Source organism: Vibrio sp. ED002 (genome assembly GCF_023277445.1).
Classification (GTDB): Bacteria; Pseudomonadota; Gammaproteobacteria; order Enterobacterales; family Vibrionaceae; genus Vibrio; species Vibrio jasicida.
On record NZ_CP080238.1, the window covers coordinates 854,967 to 871,479 of the forward strand.

General features: G+C 44.0%; 12 protein-coding genes. 5 read left to right on the plus strand and 7 right to left on the minus strand.

What is annotated here, in order from left to right:
• From ITG12_RS04085 to ITG12_RS04105, 5 genes are all read right to left on the minus strand, one after another.
• Positions 1–2,289: a hypothetical protein gene (locus tag ITG12_RS04085; protein WP_248873700.1), complete on the minus strand. Its 2,289-nt coding sequence runs from the start codon at positions 2,287–2,289 to the stop codon at positions 1–3.
• 57 nt (positions 2,290–2,346) lie between these two features.
• Positions 2,347–3,087, minus strand: a complete 741-nt coding sequence (locus tag ITG12_RS04090; protein WP_248873702.1) for an ADP-ribosyltransferase — start codon at positions 3,085–3,087, stop codon at positions 2,347–2,349.
• 110 nt (positions 3,088–3,197) lie between these two features.
• Positions 3,198–3,971, minus strand: coding sequence for an ADP-ribosyltransferase (locus tag ITG12_RS04095; protein WP_042601753.1), 774 nt, complete (start codon positions 3,969–3,971; stop codon positions 3,198–3,200).
• Between the two features lie 14 nt (positions 3,972–3,985).
• Positions 3,986–4,735: an ADP-ribosyltransferase gene (locus ITG12_RS04100; RefSeq protein WP_248873704.1), complete on the minus strand. Its 750-nt coding sequence runs from the start codon at positions 4,733–4,735 to the stop codon at positions 3,986–3,988.
• 15 nt (positions 4,736–4,750) lie between these two features.
• The gene (locus ITG12_RS04105; protein WP_248873706.1) at positions 4,751–7,393 is read right to left on the minus strand and encodes a hypothetical protein; all 2,643 of its coding nucleotides are present in this window, start codon (positions 7,391–7,393) and stop codon (positions 4,751–4,753) included.
• A gap of 925 nt (positions 7,394–8,318) precedes the next feature.
• Between ITG12_RS04105 and ITG12_RS04110 the strand changes: the two genes are divergently transcribed.
• A complete protein-coding gene (locus tag ITG12_RS04110) occupies positions 8,319–9,044 on the plus strand; it encodes a DUF3581 domain-containing protein (RefSeq protein WP_045424256.1) in 726 nt (241 codons plus the stop codon).
• Between the two features lie 124 nt (positions 9,045–9,168).
• Here the strand turns inward: ITG12_RS04110 and ITG12_RS04115 are convergent, their stop codons facing one another.
• Positions 9,169–9,630, minus strand: coding sequence for an isoprenylcysteine carboxylmethyltransferase family protein (locus ITG12_RS04115; RefSeq protein ID WP_039974489.1), 462 nt, complete (start codon positions 9,628–9,630; stop codon positions 9,169–9,171).
• A gap of 92 nt (positions 9,631–9,722) precedes the next feature.
• Positions 9,723–12,758, minus strand: a complete 3,036-nt coding sequence (locus ITG12_RS04120; RefSeq protein WP_248873708.1) for an FAD-binding and (Fe-S)-binding domain-containing protein — start codon at positions 12,756–12,758, stop codon at positions 9,723–9,725.
• A gap of 259 nt (positions 12,759–13,017) precedes the next feature.
• Between ITG12_RS04120 and ITG12_RS04125 the strand changes: the two genes are divergently transcribed.
• The 4 genes from ITG12_RS04125 (at position 13,018) to ITG12_RS04140 (ending at position 16,421) form a co-directional block, all read left to right on the plus strand.
• Complete coding sequence (locus ITG12_RS04125) at positions 13,018–13,701, plus strand: DUF3334 family protein (protein ID WP_038868668.1); 684 nt, start codon at positions 13,018–13,020, stop codon at positions 13,699–13,701.
• A gap of 142 nt (positions 13,702–13,843) precedes the next feature.
• Complete coding sequence (locus ITG12_RS04130) at positions 13,844–14,539, plus strand: DUF2786 domain-containing protein (protein WP_038868669.1); 696 nt, start codon at positions 13,844–13,846, stop codon at positions 14,537–14,539.
• Between the two features lie 156 nt (positions 14,540–14,695).
• Entirely contained in the window at positions 14,696–15,364 is a 669-nt protein-coding gene (locus ITG12_RS04135) for an OmpA family protein (protein WP_038868670.1), read from the plus strand.
• 76 nt (positions 15,365–15,440) lie between these two features.
• Positions 15,441–16,421: a J domain-containing protein gene (locus ITG12_RS04140; RefSeq protein WP_038868671.1), complete on the plus strand. Its 981-nt coding sequence runs from the start codon at positions 15,441–15,443 to the stop codon at positions 16,419–16,421.
• Positions 16,422–16,513: the final 92 nt, after the last annotated feature.

Genomic DNA, 16,513 nt, shown 5'->3' on the forward strand with positions numbered 1-16,513 from the left:
TTAACCCTCAATCTTAATCTGTAGCTCGATAAGCTCTTCTAGCTCTTGGAGAAGCACTTCGTTAATCTGCGGAAGCATTGTCATTTCGTTGTTCCGAATAACATCACCAAACTGAGTAATCGCCAACTCCAGTTCACCTTCAGACAGTTTGTTACCGACATTAGACAGCGCTTGCCAAAGAGGATGCTGACCTGATGCTTTCACTTGCTGAAAAAGGACCCGCTGATGCGCTTCATTGAGATACTGTCTATGCACCACTGATAATGAGCTATTAAAAAGCTGGGCAGAATTAACACCAGACGTCAGTACATGCACTTCAGATTGTTGGTGTTGAGCGATTTGTGCGTACAAGGCCAAATCACCAAGTAGATAATGTAAGTCGTTAGCGGTATTAACCTCATGTACTTTTTCGATGATTTCACCCACAGCCGAATCTAAGTTTCTCAGCAGCGTGTTCGCGTTGGAGCTCGCTACAACTTGGTCAAAAGTATTCGCCATAATTGGAGAATAAAATCGAAGGTTCTTCGCTGAATAAAGGCTTGGGTAAGGTATTGAGTAGTACACATCACGAAGGTAAGCCGCAACAATCGTTTGTTCGAAGACTGGCTGTATGAAAGCGCGGAACACTTCATATTGCTTGATAGCACTTAATACCCCTCCGGATGGTTTTTCAGTTAAAAGCAGTTCATACCAACGGCTAAGCTGATACCAGTCTTTCCTTTGCTCAGGATCGTTAGCATTCAAGCCCTGGCTATTTAAGTACTCGGTTAAGGTAGTTTGATAAGGAAGCACTTTCATTGTTGATAGCTGTGTTATCAAGGTTTCAAATGCTTGATTTGAGAGTTGACCAAATACATACGCATAAGCCACATCATGTAATTTAGAGCGCAGTAATCCCGACTGCCAACCTTGGTTGACCTTCGCTCCCACATAAGTATCCACATCGAAGTTAAACGATTTTCTGATCACATCAACGAGCTCTTGATCTTTAGATACATGGTAGATGTCATAGAGCGGTCCTGAGTCTTTACATGCGTCAAGCGATGCCTGAATACCACCGGGATAAACGGACGGTATACCCCAACACTCTCTTGCTGGCTTCACTTCAAATGTCGCGGTATGTAATTGCTCTTCTGACAAATAATCCACATTCCAATTCACTTTCGCATACTCACGCAACCCACTCATACGTGCCCTCTCCTCAAGTAAACGTCGATTAAGTCTCGTGTATTGGTAGACTTCAGGAAGATGGCTCTTTGCACGAGCAATGACATTACTGAGCAGTATGTCTTTGTGCTCCTGCAAGTTATTTATGGAAGTTTGAACAAGCGAGCGCTTCGCTTCGTGTAATTTTAGGTGAAGTTGATTTAATTCTGACGAGGATAATTGTTGAGCGATCAGCTGAATCCGCTCCTGACCTTGTGATTTGACACAATCCAGCAAATTAAGCGGATTATCAGCAACGTCGGAGCATAACGGGCTATTGAGATTTGATTGCTCTGATATGTGACCATAAACCTTGAGATATTCCAGATCCATCCTCGCCATTTGCCTCACAAGCTGACGATCATAACCTGCTGTTATTCGTCGATATTCCGTATCCGCAGCAAGCAATAGTTGGTCGATGTACATTTCAATCGACGCGTTAACGTGCCTATCGTATTGATTAATCAGCTTAATTGCGTCTTCCTTTTTGTGATGAAATCGATTGAAATCAGGATGATGATCATTAAAAACATAGTGAGTTTGAGATTCAAACTCCTCAATCTTCTCTTTCGCTGCAAAGTATTTAATATCATTGGACAGCATGTTTAGCTCATCACCGACCAATGGCACAATCGAGAAGACAGACGCAGCTTTATCTAAACGCGTCGATGACTCTTTGGAAAATGTAGATGCCATACTCTCTGCCCAACCCCCCACAGCAAAGGCATCGCCAACAGGGCCAAGCACTTCAAGTGTAGAGCTTCCAGCTCGACCCAGACGATTTAATATTGCAGGGCCACTTAACGCACTTTCTGCGGCTACTGGTACAGCATTTAATGCCTCTTCTGTTGAAGGCCATGCCTCAGAAAACAGCTGTTGTTGTGAAGAGTGTTCTAGCTCACCGAATGTAGAGCCAAACTGAGGTTCTGAGAAAAATTCCTGATGGAGGAGCCCTTCTAGACGCTGACTATCGAAGCTATTTAAGCTTTGTGTATCAAACACACCATCGATAAAGCACAATGAATAGGTAGCAGGACTGAATGCAACCAAAGCGATGAAACTGGGTATTAACTTTGAATTCATTAGTAATATGTTCTTTATATGGTTAAAGAGTAAAATGGACCGTTCATAAATATGACTTTAAAAAGCGCACACTTCAGCGGCTGTGATTTCTTCGCCGCTATGCATATCTTTTATTTTCTTATTACCTATTGAGTTCGGATTTATTTCTCGGTAAACAACGTGAGTTCCCATATAACTCGTTTTAATAGCTGTCACTTCAAAGTAAGAGTTTCTATTAATAAGAACCTCCAGCTCCCCATCAATAACATTTGGTATTACAATACCGCTTTTACCCTGTCGCAATTCAAATCTTGCAAGCTGGCCAGAATGAAAGTTATAGGCAGCATCTTTTGATATAGACGTTGAAACATAAGCGCTAGGACTAACAATATCTCCAACTTGTATGTCTGACATATAAGCCCCAAGTTCACGTTCTCCTCTAAAGGTAACGCCTTGATACTTTGCACCGCTTTCAAACGCTGAATCAATATGATCAATGATATTCAGGGTTTCATCATCAAAAACGCCTGAGATAAAACTTTCTCGTGTCGATGCAAAAGCATAGTCTTGATACTCGGCAAGTGCAGCGACCTCTTCTTCTGAAAGAACATCTTTTTGAACATCAGCTTGTTCGTATAATTCTGTTCTTAGTCTGTTAAATTCTCCATAATCATCAATGCCAGGCTCAGACATAACTTCCATGATCTGTTCTATATCTGAATTACTGTAATATTTATCATTGTACTTCAAGCCCGCAATTGCATGAGAACACAAACTAGCGTGAACTAATAAGCCGAATATTACTTTTCTAGATTTCACTTTTATTTACCAATTGACGAAATAAATCTCCCAGAAAAATAACTGGGAGAATGTTAATAAATTATTTTAAACAATACCTCTCATACAACAGGCATGAGAGGTAACTACCATCAAAGACAATACAATGCTGACCGAGATCTAAGTGACACTTCTTCTCCACTAAAGCTATCGTAAATGTGTATATCTGGTTCAGCCTTTAGATATTTTGCTGGATTCTTGATCTCTCTTATTTTTATGTAGTTTTTTCTCGATGAAAGCCTCTCTATGGCTTCTACACGAAAATAAGTATTGGGCTTTGCTAAAATTTCTGCTTCATAAGGTTTAAAGGTATAAGCATTAATAGCCCGCCCAGACGACTTCAGTTCAATTTTAAACTGAGCCGCAGACACTCCCTCATATGCTCCAGAAGCGGAAAAGTTTCTGGCGACACTTGGAATAGTAGAAGTCGATAGAAAGGCTTTTTCATGTAAGATGTCGCCAACATTAAGCTTTTCCAGAAGGCTATTCTTAATGGATGAGCCCCGATAAACCGTGCCTTTATAGTTTGGCAGCTTGTTCATCACACTTCGCATATGAGAAACACGGCTTTTAAGCGCCTCTCCATATCCCTGCATCAAGAACTCTTTGGGTTCGCCAGCTCGCATGTACTCATTCACAACATCATGGTCTACACGACCGTAACGTTTAATTGCTGAGTACTCTTCCGGAATCATCTTCCGCTCTGCCTTTGCGTGATTCTCGACAGACCAGTCCATTAGGTCATCTGCCATCTGCTCTTGTTGAACTGGTGACAAATCCCGTCCTTTAAACTCTACAAAATCTTCTGCCTTCACCAAATGGTGAATCGAAAAAGTCAGTAAAAAGACTAAAAGCATTTTTTTCATATTAAGCTCCCTGTTCAACTGCAGACTAGAGTACGCCAGTAGGAATGGCTTATCTCTTCACCTGAATAGAGGTTATATGTTGTTCCCGTCGTCGCTTCATGTGACGAAACGGTCTCTAGCGCCACCATTGCAGAACCTCGATTCAATTCGATATTTGTCACTCTGTAGTAAGTGTTTGGTGGTAACAACACCTCGGCTTCTCCACCAAATTCAGACAAGCCACCAAGTGCGCGACCACTGTTTTTTACTTGAACTTCATACAGCACACGCTGTAAAGGTTGGGGCGAGTTAGGCCGAACCACGGCAAAACGCTTCGCGATTTCTGGAATGGTGCTACTGGATGTAAATGCAGGTTCCACGACCACATCTCCCACTTGGAGTTTGTTCAAAAGAGACTGCTTTGCCCACGCACCACGGTAGGTTACACCCTTGTAGTGAGGCAGTTTTTTCATGGCACTACGAACCTGCTTAATAAACTTCCTCGCACTTTTTCCCGCACTCCCCCAAGTGGAGGTATCCGGAGCTCTTAAGTAGTCATTCGCAAGCTGATAGCCAGAAACGGAAAAATCTTCCAAGGCTTCGACTTCATTCGCCGTCATCAATTTATATCGCCAACCACTGGAAGCTTTCGCCCAATCAGAAAACTGTGACGCCAATTCATCGACTTGTACTTGGCTACGTAAAGGGGCTTTCAATGCCTCAAAAGGCGCAGCCTGAGCGACGAAGCTAAAACAGAGAATACAGAGTGAAATAATCCTCAACATAGTCTGTTCCTCCCATTACCAATATCTAGGATTATTTGGGCTTAAATCACAGGAGATATTTAGCTCATTCTGCTTGATGACTCCGAATCGAATCGCACTAAACAGCTCTAGCTGTTGGCGAGTAACACTGTCAAACCAATCAGAAAACGGCGTTAACCAATACATTGATTCATCACCGGAGACCTTAAACAAGGCGTCTCTCAGTTGCGGGTACATAATCATGCAAGTTCTGCCCGGTAGGTTAGTGAAGTTATTATTAACTTGAACCAGCAGGTCGAGCTTTCTACCCAATTCAGAATCAGCGTTAAACAAATCATCGATCGATGCATGTAAACGCACGTCATAACTCATGTCTTCGCCACTGTTCGCTGGGTGGTAATACGCAGAGTCACTGTCGTCGATGTTGTAATAAACGTCCAACGTCATATAGCGCAGTAGATGTGCAGGTAGTGGCTCAGATAGGAGTGCGGTCGTCCCTACTTCTCCTGATGCGTAGTGACCTGTAGAAATATTCTGCGCATGAATAATGCCAATGTATCTCTGGAAGTCGCCAAGCTGGGCAGCAAGCCATTCCTCACCATTGCTGTCAGCCACACTCATCGCTTCTAAAATACGATTTTTTACCACGCTTTTCGCTAGCGGTAATGCGGCCGCAAGATTGCTGGTATTCAAGTTGGACGCCCTTAGCGCTGACGCAATTAAAGGAGCATGTTTATCGAGATCAAAGCTTCCCGGATATAGGTAACTATAAAAACCGTTAACATGTGTTGCCTGCCATTCACTCTCTAGTGCCGAGCTAATAAAATCCTCCAGTTTTGCCAAGCGCTTTGAATGCACGTAATACCCTGAGTCTTTGTTCCTTTCATGCCAATCAGCAATGTGGTGCAATGACGATTCGCGAGATAGGTTTTCTTTTGCTAGGTAGCTAGGAGACCAAGCGGCACAAGCATTACCACTGCCACACTCGCCTTCCAGTGCCGCACTGGAATCAAACATCCAACGCATCACCCGCGCTTTGTCAGTTTCTGCAGTTCTGATGATGCGTTGCTTGTCGGAAAAGCTTAGGATCTGCAGCTCAAGCCAAGCCTCTTCATGTCGAGAGCTCCAACCTTCGTTGATCAGTTCATCCATAGATTGTGTAAAGACACGCTTGATCGCATCGCGATTTGGCATCACCATCTGCGAAATTACTTCATCTTTTGCAGAGTCATAATGCTCTTTCTCGGCAGGAATCCACGTGTACTCAGTACACCCTCTGAAGTTCGGGTCCCCCCCAAGTATCCCAATTCGAGTACACTTCTCGTACCCTTCTTGAATAACAAAGTACTTTTGACGACGTTCAGTCGCCGTGGCTGGACGCCCAAAAATACTGCGAGACATTTCATCTATCGCTAAATAATCCGCTTGGTCTTTAAAATAGCGATGGGCTTTAGCAACCGCTTCTGAATCAAACAAACGATCGATGGCATTCATGCCTTCTGCATACATTTCTTCTTTTAACTTGGCTCTAAGCACATCAAGCTGGGCGTTCGCGGTCTCGACGATTTTGATCTTCGAATTGAGAACTTGTCGGTAAAGTTGATGCAGTGATTGAGGATCTAAGCCTTCCACTTCCCCATTTCTAAGTTCATCAAGCACCGCCACTGCCAAGTCCAGATGGTCTTGTTGGCAATGCTGCAAGCGCGCTAGTGCTCGATTAGCTTCTCGCTTCGATGGCACATACATTGGGCGGTTGTTGTTTTCTTCCTGTTCTGGGTACAAAGCCAGCAACGCATCAATCTCTGTGCGGCAAGTTGAAGCAAGATCAGAGGCAAACAGTTTGGCATTCGCGCCTTCTAACGCGAGCTTATTAAAAATGGCTTTCTGAACTTCGCTCTCGACTGAGTTAATCAACGTCTCTGCTAACACGGCTTGCGCTTTTAACGCTTCTTGATAATGCTGCTGATATTTAAGCGCTACATCAGAGGCATAACCCTTTGCCAGCGCTTCAAGCATGCGCTTTTGACCGGATGCAAGATCCGCCCAATGCTGCTTATCTTTTTTGTCTTGTTGAGTGACGATGTCGTCGTGAACGGTAAAGCTATAATGATCACCCGCGGCAACTCGATTCCAACGAGCCGTTAGGATCTTACGATCAATTTCTCGCTCAGGTAGCTTGAGAACGCCAAACCAATCAATCAGGCTCATCACCGTAGCAAAGCGGTCGTAGGACGTTTTCGTTTCATCTTCAAAGGTTTGAGCCACATCATTTGCCCACAATCCCACTGCAATGGTATCGCCTACTGGTCCTAACGCTTCTAGCGCACCCTTGGCAAAACCTGTCGTCGAATGCCCGATTGTCGCAAGCAAACTCGCCGCTTCTTCGGATTCAAGAACCGCAGCATTGGCAGGACCGACCTCAAGTAGAGATGCAGTTTCTGGGAAAACTTCATCTGCCTCAGCAAGCGAAGGTCGCGCGTCTGCGTGGTGTTCGGGCGCAGACAAAAATAAATCTTGTGGCGTTAGGTCTTCACTGAAGTTTCGGTAATTTGACTTACGTATATCGTGGAAGCTCTCACGATCCAGTACGTTGTATTCATCACCAATATTACAAACTTCAAAAGCACTAACACAGGGGGAAGCAATGGCACACGCCAATACCAATTTTCGTAACTTCATATAATTATCCTTGGTTTGAGAAGTTATTCGCTTCTTGCAGGAAGCAGCAAGCCTCCGAGTTACTTATTCGCAACCGGAAATTAAACGTTTTTAATTAAGGTGCTCTCGTGGGCAAACGTTGAGAGCAGAGAGACTTAGAGCTAAGCCTTTGGTTGATGCCGAGGGATCATTGATTTCATAGACAGCCAAACTTTTGTTGTTGTGTTTTATTACCTCCTGCGTACAAGACAGTCTGTTAGGAAAGAGGCTATCAAGGTTGCAAGGGCGCTATTTTTTATTGTTTTTATAAAATTTCGCAAAACATTAAACCAGCAGCCCAGTTGCGGCAATGCACCTTATCTCAACTTGTTGTAAGTGATTCGCCACTTAAGATAATGATAAGTAAGACATTAAAATTAATAAGGACAAATAATGGGAACGCTCCCAATACGGATAAGAATAACAATATAGATTACTGTTTCTGTTTGATTATCTTTAGGTCAGGTTAGGCAGAGATTGTTAGTTACAAAAGAACCAATAGTGTCGTTTTGGACAAAAGAGGATGTAGATAGTACAAAACGCCAAATAATAATACGCCAATATTATTCGGCATGACTATTATTAAGGCGCTGTTTTATAACAATTTAATATTTCAATTACTCATTAATTACGATGATAAATAGTCAATATCTCACAAAATGAAGAGAAGTAAGCCATTGCACCAACTATATTTAGCCTCAAACGATACATTTGAACTATGATTTATTGATAAAAGCGCCTATTTTCCTAGGTATTTCCAAGCCAACAATGAACGAGTGGACTGTGGCTTTACTCACCCCCCTTGTCGTCTCATTGTTAAGATGCTGTGAACTTTCCACTGGATGGACCATTGGCAGGAAGATATTCGCCTATAATCCCTGACAGTTTCGGTTACTACGTAAAAATTATGTTTCTAACACCTTATTTTTCAAACAATAATCACCAATTCCAATTTACTCGCGAGCAAGCAAGTCACTTTGCCAAGCGCGTAGCTGGTGATTACAACCCTATTCATGATGAAGACAACAAACGCTTTTGTGTTCCAGGAGACCTGCTTTTTGCAGTGTTACTGAGCAAAGAAGGTGTGAGCCAAAAAATGCGTTTCGATTTCTCAGGAATGGTAAGCGATGGCGTTGCACTTCACATTGAAAATAAGTGTGAAAAAGAAAGTGCGGTCGTCAATGAAGCAGGCAAAGAGTACCTACACATGTCTCGCGAAGGTGAAACCAACCGCGATGCTGCATTTATTGAACACGTAGTAACAAACTACGTTCAGTTCTCTGGCATGAACTTCCCACACATTATGGTTCCTCTTATGGAAGAGAAACAAATGATGATCAACTGCCAGCGCCCTCTTGTTATCTACGAGAGCATGGAAGTGGAATTTAACCGTCTCGATCTGACTCACCCGGAAGTCGATTTTACTGGCGCGACTTTTGATGTCGAAGGTAAACGCGGTGTGGTAACGCTAAACTTTGCATTCAAACAAGACAGCGAAGTGGTAGGCAAAGGGATCAAGCGAATGGTGGCAAGTGGCCTTAAGCCATACGACCAAGATGCGGTAGACGATTTGGTTCAACGCTTCAACGAGCGTAAGGACGCCTTTCTAGCAAAGTTCGCTAAGGCAGCTTAGTTCTTAACAGACAAAGTCTCTGCCGACCAATTTCAAAACCAAATTCATAAGAAAGCCCAGCGACTTTGCTGGGCTTTCTTTTTATCTGTGTTTTTCTTTTTATCTGCGGTTTGTTTTACTGTCATCAAATCCAGCGACGTACTTGATTCTTATAATCTAAATAGTCTTCACCAAACAATCGCTCTAATGCTCGCTCCTCTGGCTTAATTTGAAAGCGATTCATGTAAGCAACAAACAATATGCCACATAAGATAACACTGAGATGTTGCCACCATAGTCCAATCGCAATGATGACAAGCAATAGCGCGACGTACATTGGATTACGTGTGTAAGCGAACACACCAGTATCCACCACCAACGAAGCAGTTTCTGGTTTTACTGGGTTAACGGTCGTCTTAGCTTTTCGAAACTCGTAAACACCAGCAATACCAACAACCCCCGCGATCAAAATTAGCCCAGCGGTAACAAACTCAACAAACGGCACAGTAATTTTCATTTCTGGCATGGCTTCTTTCAGCCAGTACATCAGAAGCACCATCAGCAAAAACAAAGCGACAGGTGGCACTTTAAGCTCAAGCTTTTTCAATTTTCATATCCTTATGAAAGCGTCTGCGTGTCAAAAATGAACGCGAGTTATAAGTGATAAAAAGCCCAGTAAAACTGGGCTTACGAAGCTATTTATACCAAGGTTAGCAAAGCTTGAACTGGATGCTTAGGTTTTACCCCTTCAAAGCGTTTGACTTGGCTTCGGCATGAGTAGCCAGTGATGAGACATCTTTCATTGTCTAACTTATCTAGATTAGGCTTCCAACTCAGGTCAAAGATATCCCGCGACATAGTTAGCTTATCCACTTCATGACCAAATGTACCCGCCATACCACAACACCCGACGGGTACTGTATTTAGTATCGCCCCAAAGTGAGCGAAAATAGCCCCCCACTCCTTCTCAGCATTTGGCATTTTGGTTTTCTCGGTACAATGCGCGAATAAGTACCAAGGTGCTTGCTCTTTCAACTCTAACGTCTGGAACTCACTTAATCTTGGGTGGAGCCATTCATGAGCGGTCAACACATCAAAATCACCACGTTTACTGCCCAATACCTCGGCATATTCGTCTCGATAACAAAGTACCAACGCAGGATCGACACCAACCATAGGGATATCCAAATCCGCAACCATTTCTAAGAACTTTGCAGTGTCTTGTGCGGTGCTCTTGAATTGGCGTAAGAAACCCTTAATGTGCTGTGCTTTGCCATTTGGTTTAAACGGTAACAACACAGGATTCATACCGAGCTTTCTGACGAGCTTGACGAAGTCTTCCACTACTTCAGCATCGTAATAGCTGGTAAAAGGGTCTTGTACAATCAGTACATGCTTTTGCTTGTCTTCAGAAGGTAAACCACTCAACGCTTGCAGATCGTAAGCTGTAGTTAACGTCTCTATTCGCTCTTTCAAGGTCGGTACAGACAGCAGCGGTGCATCAACATATCCGACTGTCGACGCAGTCAAACTTTGCACCCAAGATTGCTTAAGCACACCATTTACTACACTCGGCGCTTTGGCCATCAATGGCAGCATGGATTCAATGTTCGATACCAAATAGTCTTTAACTGGACGTTGGTAACGTGAGTGATAAATATTAAGAAAGCGAGAACGGAAGCTCGGTACGTCAACTTTAATTGGACATTGGCTAGCACACGCTTTACAAGCTAAACAACCGTTCATGGCTTCATACACTTCATGAGAGAAGTCATACTCGTGGCGACGATTAATCGAATGGCGGACTCGGTCAATCATGGTTTTGATGGACGTTTTGTTTTCCAGAGTTTGTTTTTCTAGATCGAGAATATCGATGCCTTGCTCTGTTAGTTGGCGTAGCCATTCACGAACTAAACCCGCACGCCCTTTTGGCGAATGACGACGGTCTGCAGTGACTTTCATTGAAGGACACATAGGCGAGCTGGTGTCGTAGTTAAAACACAAGCCGTTACCGTTACACTCCATCGCTTGCTTGAAGCTATCACGTACCTGAACATCAATCTGGCGATCGAAGTAACCACGTTTGGTATCGGTGACTTTGACAAGCTCTGCTTCGCTATTTAGCGGCGTACAGATTTTGCCTGGGTTCATTTTGTTATGAGGGTCGAACGCGGCTTTAACACGGCGCAATTCAGTAAAGAGTTCTTCACCAAAGAACTCAGGGCCATACTCAGAGCGGAAACCTTTACCGTGCTCGCCCCACATTAAACCTCCGAATTTTGCCACCAGCTTAACCACTTCATCCGAGATTTCATGCATCAAGGCTTCCTGATGAGGATCGCACAGATCCAATGCCGGTCGAACATGGAGAACACCAGCATCTACGTGGCCGAACATGCCGTAGTTAAGTGATTTTGCGTCTAGCAGCTCACGAAACTCTACGATAAAGTCCGCTAAGTTTTCTGGTGGAACACAAGTGTCCTCAGCAAACGCAACGGGTTTAGCACGCCCTTTCGCAGCACCCAATAGCCCCACGGCTTTTTTACGCATGTTGTAGATACGGCCGATACTCGCCACATCACTGCAGACTTGGTAGCCAATGATGCCCGCTTCTTCCGTTTCTAGCATGCTATCGAGCTTGGCCGTTAGAAACGCGACTTGAGAAGCAACCTCTTCTTCATCCTGACCAGCGTACTCAACCATATTAATGCCAAGCATCTCTTTATCAGGTACGTCAGTAATCAAATCACTGACGGTGTGCCAAACAATGTCTTGCTTCGCCAAGTTCAGAACTTTTGAATCCACGGTCTCAACGGACAACGCTTTTGCTTCCACCATAAATGGCGCATTACGTAGAGCCGAATCAAAACTGTTGTATTTAACATTAACCAGAGTTCGCGCTTTAGGAATTCGGGTTAGGTTTAGCTTCGCTTCGGTGATGAACGCCAATGAGCCCTCAGCGCCACACAAAACACGAGTGATATCGAAGCTGTCTGCCTCTTCATCAAATGCGTTTTTAAGGTCATAGCCGGTTAGGAAGCGGTTTAGCGGAGGAAACTTGTCGTTGATTTGCTGGCGTTTGTCACGACACACAGATTCCGTTACACGCATTGCCGTGTCAGCAAATTCGCCTTCAGTCGGCAAACCGTGAGAAAGGTCAGACTCTAAGGTTGAACCATCGGCAAAAACAGCTTGAAGAGAAAGAACGTGATCAGACGTTTTACCGTATTTTAGCGAGCCTTGACCGGAAGCATCGGTATTGATCATACCGCCAATCGTTGCCCGATTACTGGTCGATAAATCTGGGGAGAAGAAATAACCATAAGGACGAACGGCATCGTTCAATTGGTCTTTGACGACACCCGTTTGAACGCGAACCCATCCCTCTTGCTCGTTCACTTCTAAGACTTTGTTCATGTGGCGAGACAAATCAACCACAATGCCTTTGGTTAACGACTGACCGTTAGTGCCAGTGCCGCCACCACGAGGAGAGAACGTAATACGCTCATATTCCTCTTTGTTGCTCAATTTACCGATGAGCGAGACATCTTGGGTGGTTTTGGGGTGTACAACGGCCTGAGGAAGTTGCTGATAGACACTGTTATCAGTGGCTACTGCGAGACGACTAGAGTACTGGCTTTCAATATCGCCAGTAAACCCGGAGTGCTCGAGTTCTTTGAGAAAACTCAGAACGAGAGGATCGACATCCGTTTGCGAGTGTAATCTTGGTAACATTTGCTTCCTGCCCCTACTGCGCTGATCCAATCAGCTGCGGGTTATCTAATTTTTAGTCATCCACGCATTTTCGACCCGCAGCCATAAAACTGAGACCGAGACGAGGATGAAGTTGTTTTCTTTGAATTACGTCACTTTACAACATTTAAAAAGGCGTTCAAATCAGAATCTCTATACAAGATTTAAACTTATGCTTTATTTTTTAAGGCTTGATGCCTTACATTGAAGGGGAAATAGCCTTTCAATATGAGCTTTCAGGATGAAAAAAAATAAAGTTGTAACCACTGAAGATATCCTTCTAAAACTTTGCCAGTCGGTTTCTGGCGTTCTTACTTCGGCAACCTCTTCTCAAGTTAACTACTCTGCAATGGTACAAAAGATCAATAAAACCAGCCTCAAGCCGGATTTTGGTTGTTTTGTACTGTTTGATGGTGGCTTCACGGGTCTTGTAGTGATTAACTTTACCGCAAAAGCAGCACTTGAGATCTACACCAACTACATGCGCAATATGGGCATGCCAGAAGAGGAACTGGCGATCTCACACACATCAGATGAAGTCGGTGATGTACTGGGTGAACTGATGAATCAACTAGTGGGTGATTTCACGAACAAGATTCGTAAAGAGCTACAAACCAATATTACGCAGAACCAACCAAAAATGCTGTCGCTCAATAAGCAAGTGATTCTGCAAGTTGATACCAACCTCGATCGACCTCAAGCACGCCGCGTGACCTTCTCAACAGCGAATAACAACATCTTCTACCTTGAGCTTGCGATGGACAAAACTGAATTTATCCAACTCGAAGAGTTTGAAGTGGCAGAAGATGAAAGCCCAGATGATATTTTAGAAGCCACTCGCAAAAGTATGGAAGACAAGAAAGCATCGGAAGCAGCTAGTTCCAAAAGCGATGCCGATGACCTACTCGACCAACTCGGTTTGTAATTCTACTTCCCACCAAAGCCCCTGTCATTAAAGGGGCTTTGTTTTTCTCGCTGCCTTTCTCCTACTCCCGTTATTCCGTTTTTGACTGAAAAAAGGTAATATATCCGACTTCCTAAATTTCCGTTCTCGTTATTGGTCGTCGATGGATAAACAAAAAGCTCTGAAAAAAATCGCCAAGTGCTTAGAACTGGGCAACTCCGCCAACGTAAATGAGGCTGCAAATGCTATCAAGATGGCGCACCGCCTTATGCTTAAGTATGGCTTGGATAAAGATGATATTGAGTTTATCAAAATGGGTAAAACTCAATCTTCGCATCTGCTGCCAGCAAACATCAGTTCAACGCTGTTGCGCGTGATTCGTGGTATCAATACCAAATTTGGTGTTGAAGCCGTCTTGTTGAATCACAAAGGGCTTAAACGCGTCGAATTTATCGGAGAGGCTGACCGCGCTATTTTCGCGGCCTTTGCGTTCGATATTATCTACCGTGAAATGAACGAGAGCACCGGACAATTCCGCAATAGTTTTGCCGGTTCTGGGACCTCTTCAATGGAAGTAACGCGCCGCGTAAACTCATTTGTTTCTGGCTGGGTTGAAGGTGCGTTGGAAAAACTGCCTGTTATCTCTCCAGATGAAGAGTCAGCCAATAAAATCAATAATTACATTGATAAAGAATTTAAAAACATCGATCGCGAAACGTTCAAGCAACAGCTCAGAGAAGCGATGAAAAACCTAACTGCAGATTACGAAGTTGGGTTAAAAAAAGGTCGTAAGGTTTCCGTCAACCGTGGCGTTGGTGGTGAACAAGCGAGAAAGATGTTAGACAATCCGTCTAAATAATTGCACAAACGGTTATAACATCAGCAACTATAAGAAAAAGCTTACAAAGCTTCTATCAATCTGACGTTCGCATAACAAATATCAATACCTACTCATTCATAATTCGCATCCCATTATGAGGCGCAATTGCGCCTCAGCTTATACGGAGATTTTCCCTTGAAAAAGATGTCTATTGCACTTGCGCTAGTGCTAGCTCTTACTGGCTGTCAAGCAACTCAACGCCAAAACGCAACCACAGGTGAATACGAGACTAACTCGACCACACAAGGTGCACTGATCGGTGCTATCGCTGGTGCGGCTATCGGTTTGGCAACAGGTGATGACGCAAAAGAACGTCGTAAACACGCTCTAATTGGTGCGGCTGCTGGCGGTGCTACTGGCGCAGGTGTTGGCTACTACTTCGATCAACAAGAAGCAGAGCTACGTCGCGCACTATTGAATTCAGGTGTACAAGTAGAACGTGTTGGTGAAAACCAGCTGCTACTTCGCATGGAAAACGGTATTGGTTTCTCTTCAAGTTCTTACCAACTGGACGCAAGCATCCACAACACACTACGTGGCGTTGCTCGTATCCTCGTTGAATACCCGGATACAAGCCTCGTGATCGACGGTTACACAGACAGCACTGGTAGTGACTCTTACAACCAAACACTGTCTGAGCGTCGCGCAGAATCGGTACGTCAGTTCCTAGTATCACAAAACGTAGCACCAGGTCGTGCAATTGCACGTGGCTACGGCGAGCGAAACCCAATTTGCTCTAACCAAACTTCTGAAGGTCGTGCTTGCAACCGCCGTGTTGAAATCCAGATCTTGCCACTGAAGTAATTTGGTTGCACCATATCGGTAATAACAATGATTACCGGAGCAGGTCTAGCGTCGTTCGCTAGACCTGACATACCCAATGTCTTTCAGAACCACAGCCCTCACCTTTGCTTTAAGTGCCTGCCTTACGAGCACTGCATTTGCTTCTCAGAACCCGACACAACCTGAAGCCCAATTCGAGCTTGCGCAGCAACTGGTTTTGAAACCCAATCCAGAATCACCTACTGACGCACGTTATTGGCTAGAGCAAGCGGCACATCAAGATTACTTACCTGCTCAAAAACAATTAGCAGAAGATTACGCTCGTGGTTTAACTGGCAACACGGATTTCACCCAAGCGATTTATTGGTTCACTTCTGTTGCGTTAAACGATCCTACCGACCGTGGCTTTTTGTTGGCTGATTTTGTCCAGCACCATCAAGCAAAAGTATCGAATTCCGATCTCGTCGAAGCTTGGTATCAATTGTCTGCACTTAAAAACCCTCAGGCAGAAGAAGCCTATAACCAGTTTTTGGAAGATCGCTTCAATCAACTCAGAGCCAAACAAGTTTCTGAAATTGTAGAGTTGGATAAGCAAGCCATTGACGAAGAACAGAAAGAGACCATTGAAATTCAACAAGCAAAGAGAGCTGAAAACTTCAACGTTTGGTATGCCTCTGGCGCTCTGGGCTTTGCTCTACTTCTTGGTGGCGGTGCATTCGGTTACCGCAGGCACACACAAAAGGCCAAAGCCACTGCAGCAAATGAAGTGTCACGCTCTCTGCAATTAGAGACACAAGTGAAAGAACTTCAATTTGCCAATAAACAACTTAAGCGCCAACTCGAAAAAGTATTTAAAGAGTTTAAGAAGATAAAAGGTCAATCTGAGAACCAAAAACTTCTCGTCGCTTGTGCGATGTTTGGCTATACCCCGCAAACTATTCCAGACAGTAAAGCAGTGAAGTTGCGCTACAGACAATTATCTAAACTCTATCACCCTGATTCTAGAGGCTCGGAAGAAGAGATGAAGCGTTTAAATCAGGCGTTTAAAACCATTTCACAAAATGTTACAAAAGAGTAAAAATAAGCCACGCACCTTTATCTTACGAGCCTTTCAACCTCACAAATCAAGGCTCGCAATCGATCTCCCTCTCAAACAAATTAACAGACATT

What these genes read in the sequence shown, in the direction of transcription:
- ITG12_RS04085 (WP_248873700.1), bottom strand. Translation starts at nt 2,289, where the DNA reads ATGAATTCAAAGTTAATACCCAGTTTCATCGCTTTGGTTGCATTCAGT.
- ITG12_RS04095 (WP_042601753.1), bottom strand. Translation starts at nt 3,971, where the DNA reads ATGAAAAAAATGCTTTTAGTCTTTTTACTGACTTTTTCGATTCACCAT.
- ITG12_RS04100 (WP_248873704.1), bottom strand. Translation starts at nt 4,735, where the DNA reads ATGTTGAGGATTATTTCACTCTGTATTCTCTGTTTTAGCTTCGTCGCT.
- ITG12_RS04105 (WP_248873706.1), bottom strand. Translation starts at nt 7,393, where the DNA reads ATGAAGTTACGAAAATTGGTATTGGCGTGTGCCATTGCTTCCCCCTGT.
- ITG12_RS04110 (WP_045424256.1), top strand. Translation starts at nt 8,319, where the DNA reads ATGTTTCTAACACCTTATTTTTCAAACAATAATCACCAATTCCAATTT.
- ITG12_RS04120 (WP_248873708.1), bottom strand. Translation starts at nt 12,758, where the DNA reads ATGTTACCAAGATTACACTCGCAAACGGATGTCGATCCTCTCGTTCTG.
- ITG12_RS04125 (WP_038868668.1), top strand. Translation starts at nt 13,018, where the DNA reads ATGAAAAAAAATAAAGTTGTAACCACTGAAGATATCCTTCTAAAACTT.
- ITG12_RS04130 (WP_038868669.1), top strand. Translation starts at nt 13,844, where the DNA reads ATGGATAAACAAAAAGCTCTGAAAAAAATCGCCAAGTGCTTAGAACTG.
- ITG12_RS04140 (WP_038868671.1), top strand. Translation starts at nt 15,441, where the DNA reads ATGTCTTTCAGAACCACAGCCCTCACCTTTGCTTTAAGTGCCTGCCTT.